The sequence below is a fragment of the Streptomyces sp. NPDC059906 genome (assembly GCF_042730645.1).
GTDB classification, from domain to species: Bacteria; Actinomycetota; Actinomycetes; order Streptomycetales; family Streptomycetaceae; genus Streptomyces; species Streptomyces rubrogriseus.
Window position 1 is genome coordinate 1 of the sequence record NZ_JBHWKU010000041.1, and the last position, 16,314, is coordinate 16,314.

Here is a 16,314-nt window from a genome sequence, read left to right on the forward strand (position 1 = left end):
AGCACTACGTCGACACCCTCGTCCCGGACGAGCTCAAGCACGTCTTCGACACCATCAAGGCCGAGCACGAACTCACCGTCGCCGAGGTCCTGCGCATCACCGGCGAGAGCGAACTGCTGGAATCGCAGGGGGTATTGAAGCAGACTCTGGCGGTCCGCGACGCTCACCTCGACCCGATCTCCCGTCTCCAGGTCGCGCTGCTCGCACGGCAACGGGCCGCGGCGGCCGCGGGCGAGGACGCGGACCCGACGCTCTGCCGAGCCCTGCTACTCACCGTCAACGGCATCGCCGCCGGCCTGCGCAACACCGGCTGACCCACCCCCCTGCAAAGGAGTTCCGCCATGCCCGAGCCGGATCACTGCGTGCCCGCCCCTTCGCGACGCGGCCTGCTGCGCAGCGCGTTCGTCTCCAGCGCGGCCCTGGCCGTGCCCCTCAGCGGCGTCACCCCGCGGGCGCACGCCACCCGCTCCCGCGCCACGGTCCATCGGATCCCTCGGCCACCAGTCGGCCGTGCGCACCCTCACCATCGGGGACGTCCGGCTAACCTACGTCGTCGACGCGGCCATGGAGTTGGACCGGACCGGATTCCTCCCCGCAGTTCCGGCCGACTACTGGGAGGAGCACCCCGAGGCATTTGCCCCCTCGGGCCGTATAGCCGCCTCGGCGGGCGGCCTGCTCGTCGAACGCGGTGGCCGCCGGCTGCTGATCGACGTGGGCCTCGGAGCAAACGTGCTCTCGCCCTCGCTGGGCGTCTCCCGCGGCGGGGCACTGCTGCACACCCTGCAGGCGCTGCGGGTGCCACGGCACTCCATCGACACAGTGGCATTCACCCACCTCCACACCGACCACACCGGCCTCGGCTTCCTCACCGAGCACGGTCGGCCACCGCGCAAGGCGTTCCCCCGCGCCGACTACACGGTGGCGCGGGCCGAGTGGGACCCGTTCTGGAACCGTGAGGTGGGGGTCGGGGCGCCGTCGTGGCAGGGGTTCATGGTACCGATGTCGCGGGTGCTGTGCCGGTTCGAGGACGGTGAGGAGGTATGGCCCGGGGTCACCGCACTGATCACCCCCGGCCACAGCCCCGGCCACACCACGTATGTCGTCTCGGCCGGTGACGGGCGGCGGATCTTAGTGTTCGGCGACGTCTTCCACGCCCCGGCGCAGATGGCGCACCCGGAGTGGCCGTCCGGGCCCGACGTGGACGTCAAGGGGGTGTTGAGGGCCCGGACGAGGTTGCTGGGTGAGTTGAGCGTGCCGCGTACCCACGGCTTCGCCTTTCACTTCGGCGACCAGGCGTTCGGCCGGCTGATCGAAGGAGGGCGGTGGCGTCCGGTGCCCGCCCTCGCCCTGCTGCCCGCCCCGATACAGCTACGCTGAGCTGTGCGGACCGATCGATGAGGCCTTGACTCAAGCCGCAGCGAGCTGCCGCTCGGCAGCGGGTATCGGCTCTCCGGCGACCGTTTCGGCCTCTTCTGTGCGACCGCGGGTTGCATGGTGTAACTATGCCGCCGTCCTCGTGCGAGCCGGGCCCGCAGGCAGACACCATCAGGTGGAGAGTGACGAGGCGTGGCTGGTCGCCGAGCGGGAATTCCGCTGATGGCGAGCCGTCATCGACGCCAAGGTCCAGGCGCATGACGTGGCGCATCTGTGAGAGCAGAGCCCAGGCCGTCTCGGTCTCTGCCGTGAAGGCGTCCAAGGCCGCTCCGTCCACAGGCTGCGAGGCAACTAGGTGTATTGGCCCGCAAGGTTGTTCACGCGGCTGATCGGTGGGTGGCCGCCGAGTGTGGTGTGGCATCGGTCGTGGTTGTAGGTGTGCAGGAAGTCTGCCAGAGCTTCGGACCGTTCCTGGTTGCTGGTGTAGGGCCGCAGGTAGGCCCATTCGTCGAGCAGCGTGCGGTTGAAGCGTTCGACCTTGCCGTTGGTCTGAGGCCGGTAGGCGCGGGTGAGCTTGCCGGTCGCGCCGAGGCCGGCCAGGGCGTGCTGCCAGGCGAAGCTTTTGCGGTAGGGCCAGGCGTTGTCGGTCAGGACCCGTTCGATGTGGTCGATGCCGTGGGCGGTGAAGAAGGCGGCGGCCCGGCGGAGGAAGCCCGCGCAGGTGGCGGCCTTCTCATCGCCGTGGATCTCGCTGTAGGCGAGGCGGCTGTGGTCGTCGACGGCGGAGTGGATGTAGTCGAAGCCCATGCCACTGCGGGTGGCGCGGCCGGCCTGGCGGCCCAGGACCTTGTGGCCGCCGCCGTCGGGGATCCGGCCGAGCTTTTTGACGTCGACGTGGACGAGTTCGCCGGGCCGGTCACGCTCGTAGCGGCGGATGACCTGTCCGGTGGGCCGGTCCAGGAAAGCCAGCCGGTTCAGACCGTGGCGGACCAGGATCCGGTGAGTCGTCGAGGCAGGCAGGCCCAAGATGGGGCCGATGCGGGCGGGGCCGAGCTTTCGGTCCTGCCGCAGCCGGCAGACGCGGGCCTCCATCGCCGACGGAGTGCGATGCGGTGTCGTCCGGGGCCGGCTGGAGCGGTCCGTAAGGCCCGGATCGCCCTCGGATCGCCGGCGTCGGATCCACTTGTGGGCCGTGGGGCGGGAGATGTCCATTTCCGCGGCGACTTTGCGCGACAGGACGGCCCGAGCAGACACGGGCGATCAGCAGCCGCCTGCCATGAACGGTCAGGCGGGCATTACGGTGGAACACGAAGGCCTCCGTGCGGTGAAGATTCGACACCTCCACCACCACGGAGGCCTTCGCCATGATCAAGCCCGCCCAGCGTTAACAACGCTCGTGATCAATACACCTAGCTTGACTCTGTCGGGGATCTTGGAGGTGCCGAGGTCAGGTGCCCAGAGTGCGCCAGGACTTCGGCCGGTGTATCCCGCGGTGGTCGAGGTAGCTCTGGAAGGCGGTCGGCAGCCGAGGCACAGAGGTTTCCTCGGCCGGTGGCCGACCCCCGAGGCGCTCGATGTTGACGGCGATGGCCGTCAGAACGTGCTGGACATGGGCCTTCCCATGTCCTCGGTAACGGCAGCGCCGCATGCCGTGTCCGTGGGCGAACTCGTTGACCGTGCCCTCGACCCCGGAGCGGACCGCGTAGCGTGCCTTCCACTCGGGAGTCTGCTGCTCGGCGCGGACCCGAAGTTGCAGGTCACGGAGCTCTCGCGGGGGAAATCCCACGCTGCGGGCGTCGTCGGCGGTGCTGGTGCACTGGCTTCGGGATGGGCAGGGGCGGCATTGGCTCTTGGTGAACCGGGCCACGATCAGCGGGGCCGCGGTGGGTGACGAGGTCGGGTAGGGGCCGTGCCAGCCCGCGCTGACCTGCCCCTGCGGGCAGGTGACCCGCTCTCGGTCGTAGTCGATGTGGAAGTCGTCCCGGGCGAAGCCCTCGTTTCGGCGGTGCTGGCGGGTGGGATTGCTCTTCAGCGGACCGGAGACGGTGACCTGATGTTCCCGGGTGGCCTGGTGCAGGTGGGGCAAGGAGGTGTAGCCGGCGTCGACCAGGTGCTCAGCGGGCAGCAGCCCGCGCCGGGCAAGGCGGGTGTGGATACCGGGCAGGACCTGGCTGTCGTGGGTGGTGGCCGCCGTGGTGGCCACGTCCGTGATCACGTTGGGGGCGTCGGGAGCACAGGTCTCGGTCAGATGAACGGCGAACCCCTTCCAGCTGATGATGTGCCCGTGCCGCGCGTAGCGGGCCGAGGTGTCGTAGGGCGAGACGACCGCCCGGGCCGAGGGCGGCAGTCCGGGGCCGTCTTCCTTCTCGGCGGTGCGCCAGCACAGCCGGCCTGCGGCATCCCGGTGGTAGTTCTGCACCATGATCTGCCGCAGGGCCTGGACGCGAGGGCCGTGTGCGGGGCTCGCACCATGCTGGTAGAGGTGGTCCAGGAGCCGGACGGCATCCCTCCCGGCGGCGAGGATCCGGGTCATGGGCCTGGTGGGGTTCTTGCCCAGGCGCACCGGGCGGCCGTAGCGCACGGCCCAGTCGTCGTCGACCAGCTCGTCCAGCAGGTGCGGTGCGGTGGCGGAGACTTCTTCGAGTGCGGCCCGGACGGCCTCGGTGACCAGTTCCAGGCGGGTCAGGTCGCGCACCGCGGCCAGGACGTGGGTGGAGTCGGTGCGCTGCGTGGTGCGCTCGCGCACCAGTCCGGCCTCCTTGAGCCGGGCCAGCGCAAGGTCGAGGAGGCGGTCCGCCCGGCCGTCCTCGGCGAGCCGATCGCGGAAGTCGGCCAGCACGCTGTGATGGAAGCCGGGGTCGCCCAGCTCCATCGCGAGGGCGTACTTGAAGTCGATGCGGCACGGACCGCCTCGGCGGCCTGCCGGTCCGACAGGCCGAGCAGGAACTCCAGCACGCAGACGGTGGCCAGCTGAGCTGGCGACAGTCCCGGCCGTCCATCCCGCGGGTACCAGTCGGCGAAGTCCTCGTCACGCCACAGCCCATCGAGGCGGTCGCGTACCCATATCGCCGCCGTACCGCCCGGGTTGCTCGCCCGCGCGACCTGCGCAGTCAGAAGCTGTTTCAGATCCAGTGATCTGTGACGTTCTGTACATGACGGGCTGGTCGGTGAGGCTGGCCGGGTAGATGTTGAGGAATCTCAATAGGGTCTAGTTTCGGCCATGTTGGCTCCGTATCTGGTGATGTTGATGGTGGCAGGTGGAATCTGGGCTCATTGCCGGGCCGGGGTTACGCAGCCGACGCAGGACGCCGACGCTTCGGCCCGCGCCGGGTGGTGCGCCATGGCCCCAATGGTGGAGATGGTCGGGAAGGTCACGCGGAGCCGTTACGACGAGCTGGTGGCCGAGTCTGTGGACATGGTGGAGGAGGACACCCGCTGCCAGTTCAGGCTCGGGGATGCGGCGCTGGAGCTGGAGCCGCTTCGCGGGCACGGCGGTCACCTGCCGCTCGACGAGGGTGACCAGGGTGTGGAGGAGTCGCTGCGGTTGCTCGCCGACGAGATCGGGCTGTCCTTCTACACGGTCCGTACGCAGCGGTGGGTGGCCGCGCAGTGGCCCGCCGAGCATCGGCAGGCGGGGGTCTCCTGGGAGGTGCACCGGATTCTGGCGTCCGTGCCTGACCGGTTCGAGCTGATCCGGAACCCGCCGCTGAGCGAGCGCACCGGCCGGCGCCGGTGGAGTGCGGAGGTGGCCAAGAAGGTGGTGGGCTGGAAGACCGAAGAGGTCCAGGTCCCGATCACCACCGAGGAGAAGGTCAAGGCGATCCGTGAGCTGGCGCGGGATGACGAGGCGGTGGCGGCGCAGGTGGCCACCGACCTCCTGCGCCGCCCGGAGGTGGCGTTCAGGGCGATGCGGGACGTCGAGGCACGGGAGAATGTGAACGAGGCCCAGTTCGTGCAGGCCGGATTGGATGAAGACGAGTTCGACGAGGAGTACGAGGAAGCCTTCGGTGAGGAGGGCGAGCCGTTCGACGACCCGGCCCGCATCGTCCACAGCTGGCGGAAGTCGATGGAGTTCAACGACCTGATCGCCGTCTGCCAGGGGTTCATCGCAGGGGCCGCGCGGCTGGTCCCGAAGCTGCGCGGGCACGAGTTCACCGACACCCAGACGAAGGTGTTGGAAAACCATTTGGAGAAGATCCGCGCGACGGCCGACTGGATCGAGACCGCGGCCGCAACCGGTCAGGTTGACCTCGATGAACAGCTCGCCCAGCTGCTGCGGGGCCAGTAGCCATGGGGGCGGGTCTGCCCGCCCACGTCCACGTCCAGGCGGTACGCAAGGCTCTGCAGGAGGCACGCCGGCGGGACTGACGCTCGCGCAGCTGTGCCGGGCGACCAAGCGCACGCCGTCGCAGGTCTGGGCGGGCTTGAGGTTCCTGCGGAAGGTCGCGGTCAAGGAGGGGCTGCCGCCGGTGACCTACAGCAGACGGGACGGCTTTCAGATGTCGGAGGAGAGCGAGGTCTGGATCTCCTACGAGCGGGCCATCTTCCAGGCGGAACTGCACCGGGTCACCAACTTCATCACCGGGATCATCGCCCCGCACGCCAAGAAGGCCCCGGACGACGAATGGATCCGCCTGGTCCTGGACCAGCTCGGCGGCGTCAAGGCCACCCTGGAAGTCCTCACCCGCATGGAACGCTGATGACCGAAACCCGACCGCTGGCCGTGCGCGAGCGGCACTACCCCAGTGACACCACCGACGCCGAATGGGCCATCCTCGAATCCCTGCTTCCCGTCCCGGCCTGCGAGTTACCCACCGGCGGGCGCCCGGAGAAGCATCCGCGCCGCAACGTCGTCGACGCCATACGCTATGTCAACGACAATGGGTGCAAGTGGAGGGCAGTTCCCGTCGACTTCGGGATCCCCTGGCGCACGGTCTACGGCTTCTTCCAGAGGTGGCGGGCGAGTGGGGACCTGGCCCGCATGTTTGCCGAACTCCACCAGATGGTCCGTGTTCACGATGGAGTCAATCCCCGTACTGTTGCGGTGATCCTGGACTCCCAGTCAGTCAAGGGCGCCGAGACAGTGGGCCAGGACACCCGTGGCTTCGACGGCGGGAAGTTGATCAACGGGAGGAAGCGGCACCTGGCGGTCGACATGCGAGGCATGGCTCTGGCCGTGATGGTCACCAAGGCCTCGCCGCACGACAGCATCCCCGCCCGTGACCAGCTGTTCCGCCTGCGCCTGACCCATCCCGAACTCACCGTCGCCTGGGCGGACTCCGCTTACGGAGGGAGTCTCGTGGACTGGTCCCACTCCTTCCTCAACATCACCCTCAAGACGGTGCCCCGCCGCAAGGACCAGGAGGGCTTCGCCGTCCTGGCGAAGAGGTGGCGAGTCGAGCGGGCCATTTCGTGGATCATGAGAGCCAGGAGAAATGTCCGAGACTACGAACGGCTCGTCTCCCACAGCGAGGCCCACATCACGTGGACCTTCATCACCCTCATGGTCCGCCGCCTCACCCGCCCTCCCCGACCGCCCCGTACTTCACCGCACCCCGTCGAACCGGTGAAAGCGGTCGGCAAGCCGAAGCCCATACGCCTTCGGACGCAGGCACGGACGATCCGACTGGCTGCCACCGCCCTTCGCTGACCTTTGACCTCGTATGGCCGATACGCAGGGTGATTTGAGGCCCAAATCCTCGCGTCTCCCCAGGTCAGGCGGGCTAGCTGGTCTGCGTCGCGTTGCTGGAGGGCTCTTCGAGTTCAGGCAGAGGCCTCTTCGGTACTGCGTTCTCGATAGGCGACGGCTGGTCCGGTAGCCGCCGAGCGACACCAGTTGCGATGAGCGCTATGCCGGCGAGGGTGGTGGCCACAAGGCCTGGCCCGGTGAGAGCGAGCAACTGGCCGCCGAGCGCAGAGCCTGCTGCGGACCCCAGGTTGTAGCCCGAGCCGAGCCAGGCGTTGGCTTCCGCGTGCCGCGGGGGGTCGATCCGTTCGTCGACGAGGATGTAGGCGATCACGAAGATCGGGGTCATGGGAAGGCCGACGCAGAAGACGGCCAGGATGGTCAGCGGGGAATGTGAGAGGGCGGCCAGCAGCAGCGCACCTGCCACGAGGCCGCCCGTGGCTGCTGTGTAGCGCGTTCGCAGGGATGCGGTCCATTTCCTGCGCCCATAGGCCAGTCCGCCGACCAGTCCGCCGAGTGAGAACGCGGCAAATGAGTAGCCGGATGAGATGAGGTTGCCGAAGTCGGCGGAGGCAGCCGGGATGACTACGGTCAGCCCTCCTCCGTAGAGCCCGAGCACGATGACAGGCACCGTGATGCCCTGGCCGTCACTTGTCCGGATGATCGACCGCCGCCGCGTTCGCGACTCGGAACCGGGGGCCGCAGCCACCTCGGTATCGGGCAGGGCCCGCAGCACGCCCGCGAGGCCCAGAGCTGCGGGCAAGAGGAGAAATGCGCTGGAAGCGAGCACCCAGCGTGCGTCGGTCAGCGTCATCGCGGCGGTTCCCAGCAGGGGGGGCAACGACGAACGTCAACTCCTCGATGGTCGAGTCCAGGGCGTGGATGCTCTGAAGGTGCTGCTTGTCGGGCATCAACCGGGACCAAGCGGCCCGCAGGCTGGGGGTGAGGGGTGGGAACAGTCCGCCTGCCGCCGCGGTGAGCGCAAGCGGGATCTGCCAAGGGCTCACGCTGATCGCTGCCGCTGCGGCGGAGAACAGCAGCCCGCTGGACAGCGCCATGAGCACGACCATGGCCGGGCTGCGGCTGGAGCACCATCGTGCACGGGCGGGTCCGGGGATGGCGATGGCCAGCATCAGAGCGGCGGAAGCAAGGCCGGCGATCCCGATGCCGTAGTGCTGGGTGAAAGCGATCAGCACTGAGAACGGGATCAGACCGGAGGGCAGACGGCTCAGGACGCCGAGGGCTAGGACCTGCTTGGCCTTGGGAACCGCGAGACTGCCTCGGTAGGAGGGTGCGGTCGGATTGCTCACGCGGTTACTCCAACGTGCGGCGGTAGGCGGAGGGTGGGGGTGTTCTGTGCCTCCGCCCACTGACAGACGACGGCAAGAGCCTGATTCAGGTGAGCAGGGTCCTGACCGTCGATGAGCTGGTGCCCTTCGACCACGGCGGTGCCTTTGCTGACTCGGACCGCGATGCGCCCCACTAGGGAGTTGCCGACGAGTACCGGCATGCCGAAGTAGCCGCACTCGCGCGCGGCCGCGGGTTTGTAAGCCTCCAGCAGGTACTCGACGCCGAAGAGCCGCCGCATACGGGGCCGGTGCCAGATCAGGGAGTCGAAGGGGGAGAGCGGGGTACACGCTTCGTGGTCCAACTGCGGCGAGCTGAGTGCTGCACGTGAGGCCCAGGCGGGTTGTGCCCAACCTTCGACCTTGACAGGCTCGGCCTCATCCGACGCGGTCAGGCACGCGGCGACTTTCCGGGGCGGCAGGCGGAAGTAGTCGGCGACATCGTCTGCGGTTGCGACGCCGAGTGCCTGGAGGGCTAGTCGCGTCAGCGAGCGCAGGCACTCCGCTTCATCTGGTTCGGCGTGCAGAAGATCACCGGGGATCACGGCCTCGGCACTCTGGTAGACGCGCTGCCAGCCGCGCCGGTGTACGCAGGCGAGCTCCCCGATGGCCAGCAGCCATTCCAGAGCCCACTTGTTGGCCGAGGACCTCTCCCAACCGCTTCCTTTCGCCCCACCAAGATCGCTGATGGTGACAGAGCCGCGTTCGGCCACAACGGACCGGACGTGACTGACCGCGGCCGGGTCGACGGTGGGCCCGGTCCACCCCTTCACCGCATAGCTACGGCGCCGGAAGGCGAACAGTGGCCAGAGGCTGAGCGGAATCAGCGAAGCGGCATGGGCCCAGTACTCGAACAGTGCCGGCGGGTCTGATTCACCGATCAGCTGCTGGGCTTCGGCGACGGGCACCCCGCGGGCAAGTTGGATGAGTTCATGAGAGCGTCGCACCACGCTGATCGTGTCAAGCTGGATGCTGCCGAGGCGCCCCAGGACGTCGTCTGCGCGTAGCGAGGCCGATGTGGTGTGCAGGCCCTGAGTCGTAACGGCGAGGGAGCGGGCTTGGTCCAGCGAGAGTTCAATCACTGACGGCTGTCGCCTCCGCCAAATCGTCGTTCACGCCTCGGGCCTGCAGTGAATCAGCGTGCAGGAGAACCACTCGGGCGATCGGCTGGCCACGGCGCACGTTGACCGGGGCCGTCGGCCGTACCGCGATGCTCACGCCGTGTTCCTGGCTTGCCCGTGTCAGGACCGTGCTGGAGAGGATACCCACCGGTACCTCGAGGTCGGCGACGCCTTCCAGGGGAAGCACCAGGAGGAAGTAGCCGCGGGGAATCTCAGCAGCCCAGCCCAGACGCCATTCGACGCTTCCAGCCCCGTTGACAAGGAACATGTTCTCCCAGCCACGAGCAGTGGAGAACTGGTGCAAGTGCAGCCAGGACGTCTTCTCCACCGCCAGATGTGACTTCTCCCGTTGCCACAGCTCCGTGCGGTTCGCGGCCCGGCCGGCTGCTTCGGGGTCGGTCACGCCGTCCAACTCGATCTGGTCGAGCGGGGAGAAGGCCACATCGACGGGGCTGGCCACTTCCCAGCCGAGCTCTTTACCCATCACCCACGGAGCACAGTGCTCTGGACGACGTTCGGCTCGGACGAAGCGGAAGTTCTCCCGGTAGACCGCTGCAGTGGCACGGCTGCTTTGCCGATCGACTGCATGCTTAGCTGGCAGGAGTGACCATGCGTGGAGTTGCCTGAAGCGCACGTCGACTGGCAAGGGTTATCACTTTCCGTTGATTCGAGGGCTCCCGCAGGCTGGAACCTGCGGGAGCCGGTGTCACGAACTCACTTGTGCAGGCTCAGAGTTACAGCTTGGCCGGGGAACTGTCACTCAGTCGGGCGGCCGCCTCGTTAAGCTTGCTCTCGTCGTAGCTGACCTGCGCGGAGTCGAACACCGAGACGCTGCAGGGCCCGAAGCCGACCTTGATCTCGTCGTACTGAACGTTGCCGCCTTCTTCCGCCGGCAGCGAGAGGTCCACGCCGTCGAGGTGAACCACGCTCAAGCTGTGCGGGCTGAACTTGAGCTGGACCTGGTCGTCGTCGTCCGGAACCGTCCTGGCGAACAGACCGCAGTACACGGTGTTGTCGCTCTCGTCGACCGCGATGCCGCGGGGGCCGGGGCCGACAGGTATGTACCGGGTGGTGGTGAGTTCCTCGGTGTCCACCACTGCGATCTGCGAGATCCGCTCCAGTGACAGGAGCGCGAAGGCGTTGTCGGCGGTGAAGGCGACGGCGCGGCCACCGTCGCTCTTGACCGGGACCTTGGCGATGACGGTGTCCGTCTCCAGGTCGATGACGGGCAGTGCCTCGATCGCGTTGCAGGCGACGTAGGCGCGCTTGCCGATGCGGTCGATGTTCAGGCTGTAGGGGAAGGAGTCCTCTCCGATGTGGATCCGGGCGATCTCGCGGATCGACTCCGGACGTCCCTCGGCTGTCAGGCCGCTGAGGTCGAGCTTGGAGATGTAGCCCGAGCCCCAGATGCACACGTACGCGAACCGGCCGTCCTTGCTGATGGCCATGTGGCGCGGGTCACGGGCCACCGCAACCTGGGTGAGCTCGGTGGGAGACTCCAGGTCCACGACGGAGACCGTGTTGGAGCCGGAGTTGGACACCAGCAGATAGCGCTCGCCGGGCACGATCCCCAGACCGCGAGGGCCGGAACCGACGGTGATCCGCGCGACCTCGCGGCGGGTCAGAGCGTCCAACTCGGAGACGGTGTTGGTGCTCGTGTTCGAGACGAAGCCTCGTCCGTCGCGGGTGAACTTCACGGCCCCACGAGGAGCATTGCCGACGGCGATCTCCTTGACGACTTTGTGGGAGGAGGGTCCGTCCTTGCGGATGACCGTGATCTGTCCGGAATCGGTGTCGGTGGAGTAGATCTCAACGCTCACGCTGTCTCCAACTGTTGGCTTCCGCCACGTGCAGTGGCGGTTGAGATTTCACCAACGACGCTGTGCGCCCCAGCTGGCACATGCATACGCCACCCAAGTGTTTGTCCGAAAGCGGAGCTCTTGACATCGAGGGCAGCAGAAGGATCGTGACTCGCAGCCGACCCGACGCTGTGTCCACGAAGCGCCACAGGATGCTCGCCAAGTTCAGGACGCACTCTGCACTCGAGAGCTCAGACGGGGCGGTGGGAGCTTCCACCAGTACCTACGGAACGTCACAGATCACTGGATCTGAAACAGCTTCTCAGAGACGGGACCTGCTCACCAGAACGCGGGCGAAGGGACAACGGGCACCTCGACAGCTGCATCAGTCGGTGAAACTCCCCGAGCATGCCCGTTGATCATGCTGCCGCGCTGAGGAACTCCAAGATCCCCGACAGAGTCAAGTTAGAGCTCGTAACACGATCAAGGTGAGACGCGGTCTAGCCTTGTTGGGTGCCGTCCCTCGCCGTTACTGCTACCTCGCACTCGTTGGTGCCTGCCGCTCTCGTCTACGCCGCGCTCCTGGATGCAGAATCCTGGCCGTCGTGGACCTCGTACTACGAGGTCGACTGGGAGCTGCCCGCAGGGGTCGAGCGGCCAGCACGGGTTGGTGATCTCCGCACCATCCGTTCTCGCCTCGGACGGGTGTGCTGCCGCGAGCGCATTGTCGAGATGGTTCCCGACCAGCGGTTCAGCTACGACCAGGCCGCCGGGTTGTTCACTTCTCATCGGGGGTCTGTGGACCTGGCCCCAGCACCCCACCGCGGCACCGACATCACCTGGTCAGCGACTTACCGGCATACCCTTCCCCTCCTGGACACGCTCAGGCGACGGCGTCTGCAGATTTTGACCCACGATCTGGCTTCATACGCGAACTCGGTCATGAGTCGACACTCCTAGCTGATCCGGTCCTCTTGAGCCGCCGCCAGCAGATCAGGCTGCTGGCCAGCTTGAGGAACGCGTCGTGAAGTTCAGGGCGGCGTTCCCAGCGGACGGCGAGGCGTTTGAACTGGTGGAGCAGGGCAAAGGTCCGCTCGACGACGTAGCGGAGCTTGCCCAGGCCCTTGATGTTCGGGGCGCCCTTGCGGGAGATGACGGGCAGGATCCGCCTGCGGCGCAGTGCCAGGCGCACGGCCTTCGAGTCGTATGCCTTGTCTCCGAGGACGGCCTCGGAGCGCCGCCTGGGTCGGCCGGGTCGGCCGGCGGCAGGAGGGATGCCGTCGACCAGGTTGATGGTCTGGGTGATGTCGTTGACGTTGGCCGCTGTGGTGATCACGTGTAACGGAGTGCCATTGCCGTCGCAGATCAGGTGGTGTTTGCTGCCTGTCTTCCGGCGGTCGACCGGCGACGGACCGGTCGCGGCACTCCCTTTTTCGCCCGGACGTGGGAGCCGTCCACGCATGCGCGACTCCAGTCGAGCTCGCCGGCCGTGTTCAGCTCGGCGAGCAGGAGGCGGTGCAACCGCTCGAAGACCCCGGCCTTCTGCCAGCGGTCCAAGCGCCGCCAGCAGGTCTGTCCAGAGCCGAATCCCAGCTCCAGGGGCAGAAGTCGCGTCGAGGAGGAACCCGTCGAAGCAGGCGGGCAGGACGTGCAGGCGCTTCTCGAACCGCGGATCCCTCATCTCCACGACGAGGTCGCGCAGGTCTCCGCCGCCTTCGCCGCACACATGTGCGAGACCAGGCTGTCGTGGTCAGGTTCGATCTGGGGGACTCCGAGCTGTTCGCTGAGGTATCCCTGCGGGTCGAAGTCGACGATGAGGACGCGCTTGTCGGTTCTCGGCGTCGGCCTCGCCGAGGCCGACGGAGATGGCGGTCTTGCCGACCCCGCCCTTTCTGGTTGCCGACGATTTTGCGCTCGGGGTCGGTGCCACGAGTCCCGTGCTGGGGGGAGGGGTTCGCGTCGAGCCAGCCACGGATCGACTGGGCGAGGCCCTGGGTGAAGGAGACGCCGCGGTCGGTGCAGGTCTGCTTGAACTGCTCGTACAGGCCTGGCGGAAGCCACGTGGAGAACGACCTCGCACCGGCGGTGTCCACGTCGGCACCACCGCTCGTGCCGGCGCGCCGGCCGTTGATCGCCGCCTCGACGGCGTCATGAATGTCCAGGCTGAGCTCGGCGGCGCGAATCTTGTCAGCATATTGACTCATTAGGGCGTAATGACACCCTTTGCAAGTTCTGACGCTGTTTCACCCAATGGGCGTCCAACCTGGACTATCACGCCGTGACAATTGCCGCGCGTGGCTCGACACCCCGCCTACCCTCAGGTCGACCTCGGCTCTTGTCTGCTGGCGCGGCCCGAACACCGGACGACGGATCATCGCGTACTACCGTGTCCCGATGACTGATGTCGAGGTCCTTACGCGCACACAGACCGCTGGTGGGCACCCCGTCGAACGACTGGTCTGCCATCCGCGACTACCGCTCTTCGCATGCCTGGATTCGGAACGTCCCGCGGTCACCATCTGGACCTGCGACGCGGGACAGCTACGCGAACTGGGTTCGGTCGGCACCGACTCAGTCGTCTACAGCGAGGCTTTCGGATGGAAGCGATCCCAACAGACGCCCGCAGTGGCATGGCATCCCTCCCAGTCGCTGCTCGTAGTGGCGAGCGAGGGCAGAGCGGTGCAGTGGGAGCCCTCCGGACTGACCAGTCTGGAGAGCTTGCCACCCGGTGCCGGCTACACCAGTCTGGCCTTCAGCCCAGACGGTCGGGCCATGTGGGCGTCGCCGCCATCGGACGGTGAAGACGACGCCTGGGACCGCTCGGACATCCTCGACCTCGACTCGGGCTCCGTCAGCACCGGCCCGCGTTGGGACACAGGGGTCACGGAACATCCCGGCGGTGGCCTGGTGACCATGCTCGCCAGCGATCAGGGAGCGACGCTCACACTCTTCGCCCGGGCCGGTACCCACGCCGCACCCGCAGGGATACGGCTGCTGCGGCACGCACTGATCCTGGACGCCGACGGCTACGAGACACCGATCTTCAGCCCTGACGGACGCCTTCTCGCTATCCGCGGCAACGCATACGGCAACTCGCTGGATGTCTTCGAGTTCCCCTCCCTCCGCCGCGTCTTCGCGACGTCCCTCGGTGAACCCAGCCCGGGTTACCCATATCCGCAAGAGTGGCTCGACCAGATGCGCGCCTGGTCACGCCACAACGTCGCCTTCGGAATCCGCCCTGCCGTGCTCTGGGTCGGAACTCCGGCCGGGGCCCTCATCGAGGTGGATACTGAGGCCCCAGCCGCGACAGAGCACGACTTGCCGGGAGGCGCCCCGGTGTCCGCGCTGGGCCGCACGGCGACGGGCGAACTCGTCATCGCCACCGACGCAGGCGATCTCGCGCTCCTGTCCGTGGACCCTGCCTCCACCAGGGCTCACGGCACAAACGACGTCACTGCTCAGGCCGCAGTCGCAGCATTCGTGAACGCGACCTCCGAAGTTCCCGACGCTGCCGACCTGGGTACCGATCTGGTCCTTACCGACGGAGCCTCCACCTGGGATTCAGGCGACCTGGCGACGGTCAACACGGCATCGGCCACAGATCCGACGTGGCTCCAGCTCCAAGCAGCCATCAACGACGCCCGTGATCAGGACAAATAGCCGCAGCGGCATATCGGTCCGGCCTTCGGCGAGCTGCGCCGATGCTCCTCGTTCCGGCGGAGCGGCTGTGATCGTCTTCGGCTGCCGCCTCAAGCCGTCAACTACTCCACGAGGCCGAAGCCGTCCGGGAACGATTCCAGGTAGTCGCGGCGGCCAGGGTCGGCCTCGGCCTCGGTCATTGCCCCGATCACCTGCTGAAACTCTGCACGCTGGCAGCTCGACAGGCCGCCCACCACCGCGGCGACACCTTCCAGTGCCTTCACCGCGTCATCCTGATCCAGGTGTTCGCCGTCGGCACTCTCGACGAACCAGGCCAGGTCCACGAGCGCCTCCGCCAAGGCACGGACCAGCGACAGGTACTGCGACATGGAGGACCCCCAGAGGTGGTGGCTGCAGAAATCTCCGCGCACCCAATCACATGCTGCTGACAACGCTCACTCACTGCCACCGCACCACAGAAGGTGGACCGAGACCTGCCTTTGGTGTCCGGGCGTGCCTTCCTCCCGGGCTGGACCGCGCAGTCAGTCGGTGAGCTCTGTCTGGGATGCCACCGCGGTAGTGGAGTCGTGACGGATGAACCACTCGGTGGCGAACAGCTTCCTCCGCGCATCCGGCGGAAGGCCGGCGATCACCCCTGGCAGAGCTCCCCGCTCCACCTCGGAGCGGTGCGCCAGTACGGCGGCGATCTTCTGCCGTATCCAGGGGCTGACATCGACGGTCGCGGTGACCTGTCCATCCGGAACGCTGTACACCGCCCTGCGCGCACCGATCACGTCTTTCAGAGCCGGCACGGCCGAGTGCGGGTGCGTGGCCAGATAGACGGCGTGAGGCTCCCAGGGGGCACCGACGTCTGGGTAGAACTGCTCAAGTCCGGCTGCTCGGGCAGCAAGCATGGTCACCCGGTGAGTGTGCACGTGATCGCGGTGACCAGGCAGCCCGCCGTATGCGTCATGGGTGACCATGACGTCCGGACGGAATTCCCTGATGTGCTTCACCAGCCGCCGCACGGCTTCGTCGAGCGGTGCATCGCAGAACCGCATGCGGCCCGGAGCCGAGTGAGGTACACGCGCGTCGGCGTAACCGAGCATTCGGGGCCGGCCCGCACCGAGGATGTGCAGTGCCTCGGCCAGCTCCGCGGCCCGCAGGGTGTCCGCCGCCCAGGTTGCCGTGACGACCGCCGTGCGCGCGCCCGCGGCGGCGTGACGGGCGAGCACCCCGCCAGCAGACAACGACTCGTCATCCGGATGAGCGAAGACCGCGAGCAGGCTCGGCACAGTCATGGTCAGACAACCTCCAGCTCGAAGGAGGGCCCGGTCGTACGCCGCTCA

General features: G+C 67.4%; 14 protein-coding genes and 2 pseudogenes. 7 read left to right on the forward strand and 9 right to left on the reverse strand.

Annotated features, from left to right (window positions below):
* A partial coding sequence (locus tag ACFV9J_RS36220) for a phosphoenolpyruvate carboxylase (RefSeq protein ID WP_385361817.1) occupies nt 1-314 on the forward strand: 314 nt, incomplete at its 5' end.
* 196 nt (nt 315-510) lie between these two features.
* Nucleotides 511-1,377, forward strand: coding sequence for an MBL fold metallo-hydrolase (locus tag ACFV9J_RS36225; protein ID WP_385361819.1), 867 nt, complete (start codon nt 511-513; stop codon nt 1,375-1,377).
* A gap of 348 nt (nt 1,378-1,725) precedes the next feature.
* Here ACFV9J_RS36225 and ACFV9J_RS36230 read toward each other — a convergent pair.
* Both ACFV9J_RS36230 and ACFV9J_RS36235 read right to left on the reverse strand, forming a co-directional pair.
* A pseudogene (locus tag ACFV9J_RS36230) lies at nt 1,726-2,683 on the reverse strand (IS481 family transposase).
* A 138-nt stretch (nt 2,684-2,821) separates the two neighbouring features.
* Nucleotides 2,822-4,246 (reverse strand): transposase, encoded by a 1,425-nt coding sequence (locus tag ACFV9J_RS36235; RefSeq protein WP_385361821.1) that lies wholly within the window; start codon nt 4,244-4,246, stop codon nt 2,822-2,824.
* A 468-nt stretch (nt 4,247-4,714) separates the two neighbouring features.
* On the opposite strand from ACFV9J_RS36235, the gene ACFV9J_RS36240 reads away from it, so the two are divergent.
* The 3 genes and pseudogenes from ACFV9J_RS36240 (at nt 4,715) to ACFV9J_RS36250 (ending at nt 7,062) form a co-directional block, all read left to right on the forward strand.
* The gene (locus ACFV9J_RS36240; RefSeq protein ID WP_385361823.1) at nt 4,715-5,662 is read left to right on the forward strand and encodes a DUF6192 family protein; all 948 of its coding nucleotides are present in this window, start codon (nt 4,715-4,717) and stop codon (nt 5,660-5,662) included.
* Between the two features lie 136 nt (nt 5,663-5,798).
* Nucleotides 5,799-6,074 carry a hypothetical protein gene (locus ACFV9J_RS36245; protein ID WP_329909074.1) on the forward strand — a complete coding sequence of 92 codons (276 nt, stop codon included), beginning with the start codon at nt 5,799-5,801 and terminating at the stop codon, nt 6,072-6,074.
* Nucleotides 6,075-6,097: 23 nt separating this feature from the next.
* Nucleotides 6,098-7,062, forward strand: a pseudogene (locus tag ACFV9J_RS36250) (IS5 family transposase).
* 35 nt (nt 7,063-7,097) lie between these two features.
* On the opposite strand, the gene ACFV9J_RS36255 reads toward ACFV9J_RS36250, so the two are convergent.
* The 4 genes from ACFV9J_RS36255 to ACFV9J_RS36270 all read right to left on the reverse strand — a co-directional run bounded on the left by ACFV9J_RS36255 (nt 7,098) and on the right by ACFV9J_RS36270 (nt 11,347).
* Nucleotides 7,098-7,874, reverse strand: coding sequence for an MFS transporter (locus tag ACFV9J_RS36255; protein ID WP_385361825.1), 777 nt, complete (start codon nt 7,872-7,874; stop codon nt 7,098-7,100).
* Between the two features lie 492 nt (nt 7,875-8,366).
* On the reverse strand, nt 8,367-9,488 hold the full coding sequence (locus ACFV9J_RS36260; RefSeq protein ID WP_385361827.1) for a winged helix-turn-helix domain-containing protein: 1,122 nt from the start codon (nt 9,486-9,488) through the stop codon (nt 8,367-8,369).
* Nucleotides 9,481-10,011 (reverse strand): hypothetical protein, encoded by a 531-nt coding sequence (locus ACFV9J_RS36265; RefSeq protein WP_385361829.1) that lies wholly within the window; start codon nt 10,009-10,011, stop codon nt 9,481-9,483. The genes ACFV9J_RS36260 and ACFV9J_RS36265 overlap by 8 nt, the downstream gene beginning before the upstream one ends.
* Before the next feature lie 250 nt (nt 10,012-10,261).
* Nucleotides 10,262-11,347: a YncE family protein gene (locus ACFV9J_RS36270; RefSeq protein WP_385361831.1), complete on the reverse strand. Its 1,086-nt coding sequence runs from the start codon at nt 11,345-11,347 to the stop codon at nt 10,262-10,264.
* A 492-nt stretch (nt 11,348-11,839) separates the two neighbouring features.
* Here ACFV9J_RS36270 and ACFV9J_RS36275 point away from each other — a divergent pair, with 492 nt between their 5' ends.
* Complete coding sequence (locus ACFV9J_RS36275; RefSeq protein ID WP_385361833.1) at nt 11,840-12,286, forward strand: SRPBCC family protein; 447 nt, start codon at nt 11,840-11,842, stop codon at nt 12,284-12,286.
* Here ACFV9J_RS36275 and ACFV9J_RS36280 read toward each other — a convergent pair.
* Nucleotides 12,267-13,007 carry an IS5 family transposase gene (locus ACFV9J_RS36280; protein ID WP_385361927.1) on the reverse strand — a complete coding sequence of 247 codons (741 nt, stop codon included), beginning with the start codon at nt 13,005-13,007 and terminating at the stop codon, nt 12,267-12,269. The genes ACFV9J_RS36275 and ACFV9J_RS36280 overlap by 20 nt on opposite strands.
* Nucleotides 13,008-13,720: 713 nt before the next feature.
* On the opposite strand from ACFV9J_RS36280, the gene ACFV9J_RS36285 reads away from it, so the two are divergent.
* Complete coding sequence (locus ACFV9J_RS36285; RefSeq protein WP_385361835.1) at nt 13,721-14,986, forward strand: hypothetical protein; 1,266 nt, start codon at nt 13,721-13,723, stop codon at nt 14,984-14,986.
* Between the two features lie 101 nt (nt 14,987-15,087).
* On the opposite strand, the gene ACFV9J_RS36290 is transcribed toward ACFV9J_RS36285, so the two are convergent.
* A complete protein-coding gene (locus ACFV9J_RS36290; RefSeq protein ID WP_385361837.1) occupies nt 15,088-15,354 on the reverse strand; it encodes a hypothetical protein in 267 nt (88 codons plus the stop codon).
* 153 nt (nt 15,355-15,507) lie between these two features.
* On the reverse strand, nt 15,508-16,266 hold the full coding sequence (locus ACFV9J_RS36295; RefSeq protein ID WP_385361839.1) for a PIG-L deacetylase family protein: 759 nt from the start codon (nt 16,264-16,266) through the stop codon (nt 15,508-15,510).
* Nucleotides 16,267-16,314: the final 48 nt, after the last annotated feature.

Bases quoted from the DNA above. Each gene is read 5' to 3' on its own strand.
- ACFV9J_RS36290 (WP_385361837.1), bottom strand. From the start codon at position 15,354: ATGTCGCAGTACCTGTCGCTGGTCCGTGCCTTGGCGGAGGCGCTCGTG.
- ACFV9J_RS36235 (WP_385361821.1), bottom strand. From the start codon at position 4,246: ATGGAGCTGGGCGACCCCGGCTTCCATCACAGCGTGCTGGCCGACTTC.
- ACFV9J_RS36285 (WP_385361835.1), top strand. From the start codon at position 13,721: ATGACTGATGTCGAGGTCCTTACGCGCACACAGACCGCTGGTGGGCAC.
- ACFV9J_RS36265 (WP_385361829.1), bottom strand. From the start codon at position 10,011: ATGGGTAAAGAGCTCGGCTGGGAAGTGGCCAGCCCCGTCGATGTGGCC.
- ACFV9J_RS36295 (WP_385361839.1), bottom strand. From the start codon at position 16,266: ATGACTGTGCCGAGCCTGCTCGCGGTCTTCGCTCATCCGGATGACGAG.
- ACFV9J_RS36240 (WP_385361823.1), top strand. From the start codon at position 4,715: ATGGCCCCAATGGTGGAGATGGTCGGGAAGGTCACGCGGAGCCGTTAC.
- ACFV9J_RS36255 (WP_385361825.1), bottom strand. From the start codon at position 7,874: ATGACGCTGACCGACGCACGCTGGGTGCTCGCTTCCAGCGCATTTCTC.
- ACFV9J_RS36280 (WP_385361927.1), bottom strand. From the start codon at position 13,007: ATGAGGGATCCGCGGTTCGAGAAGCGCCTGCACGTCCTGCCCGCCTGC.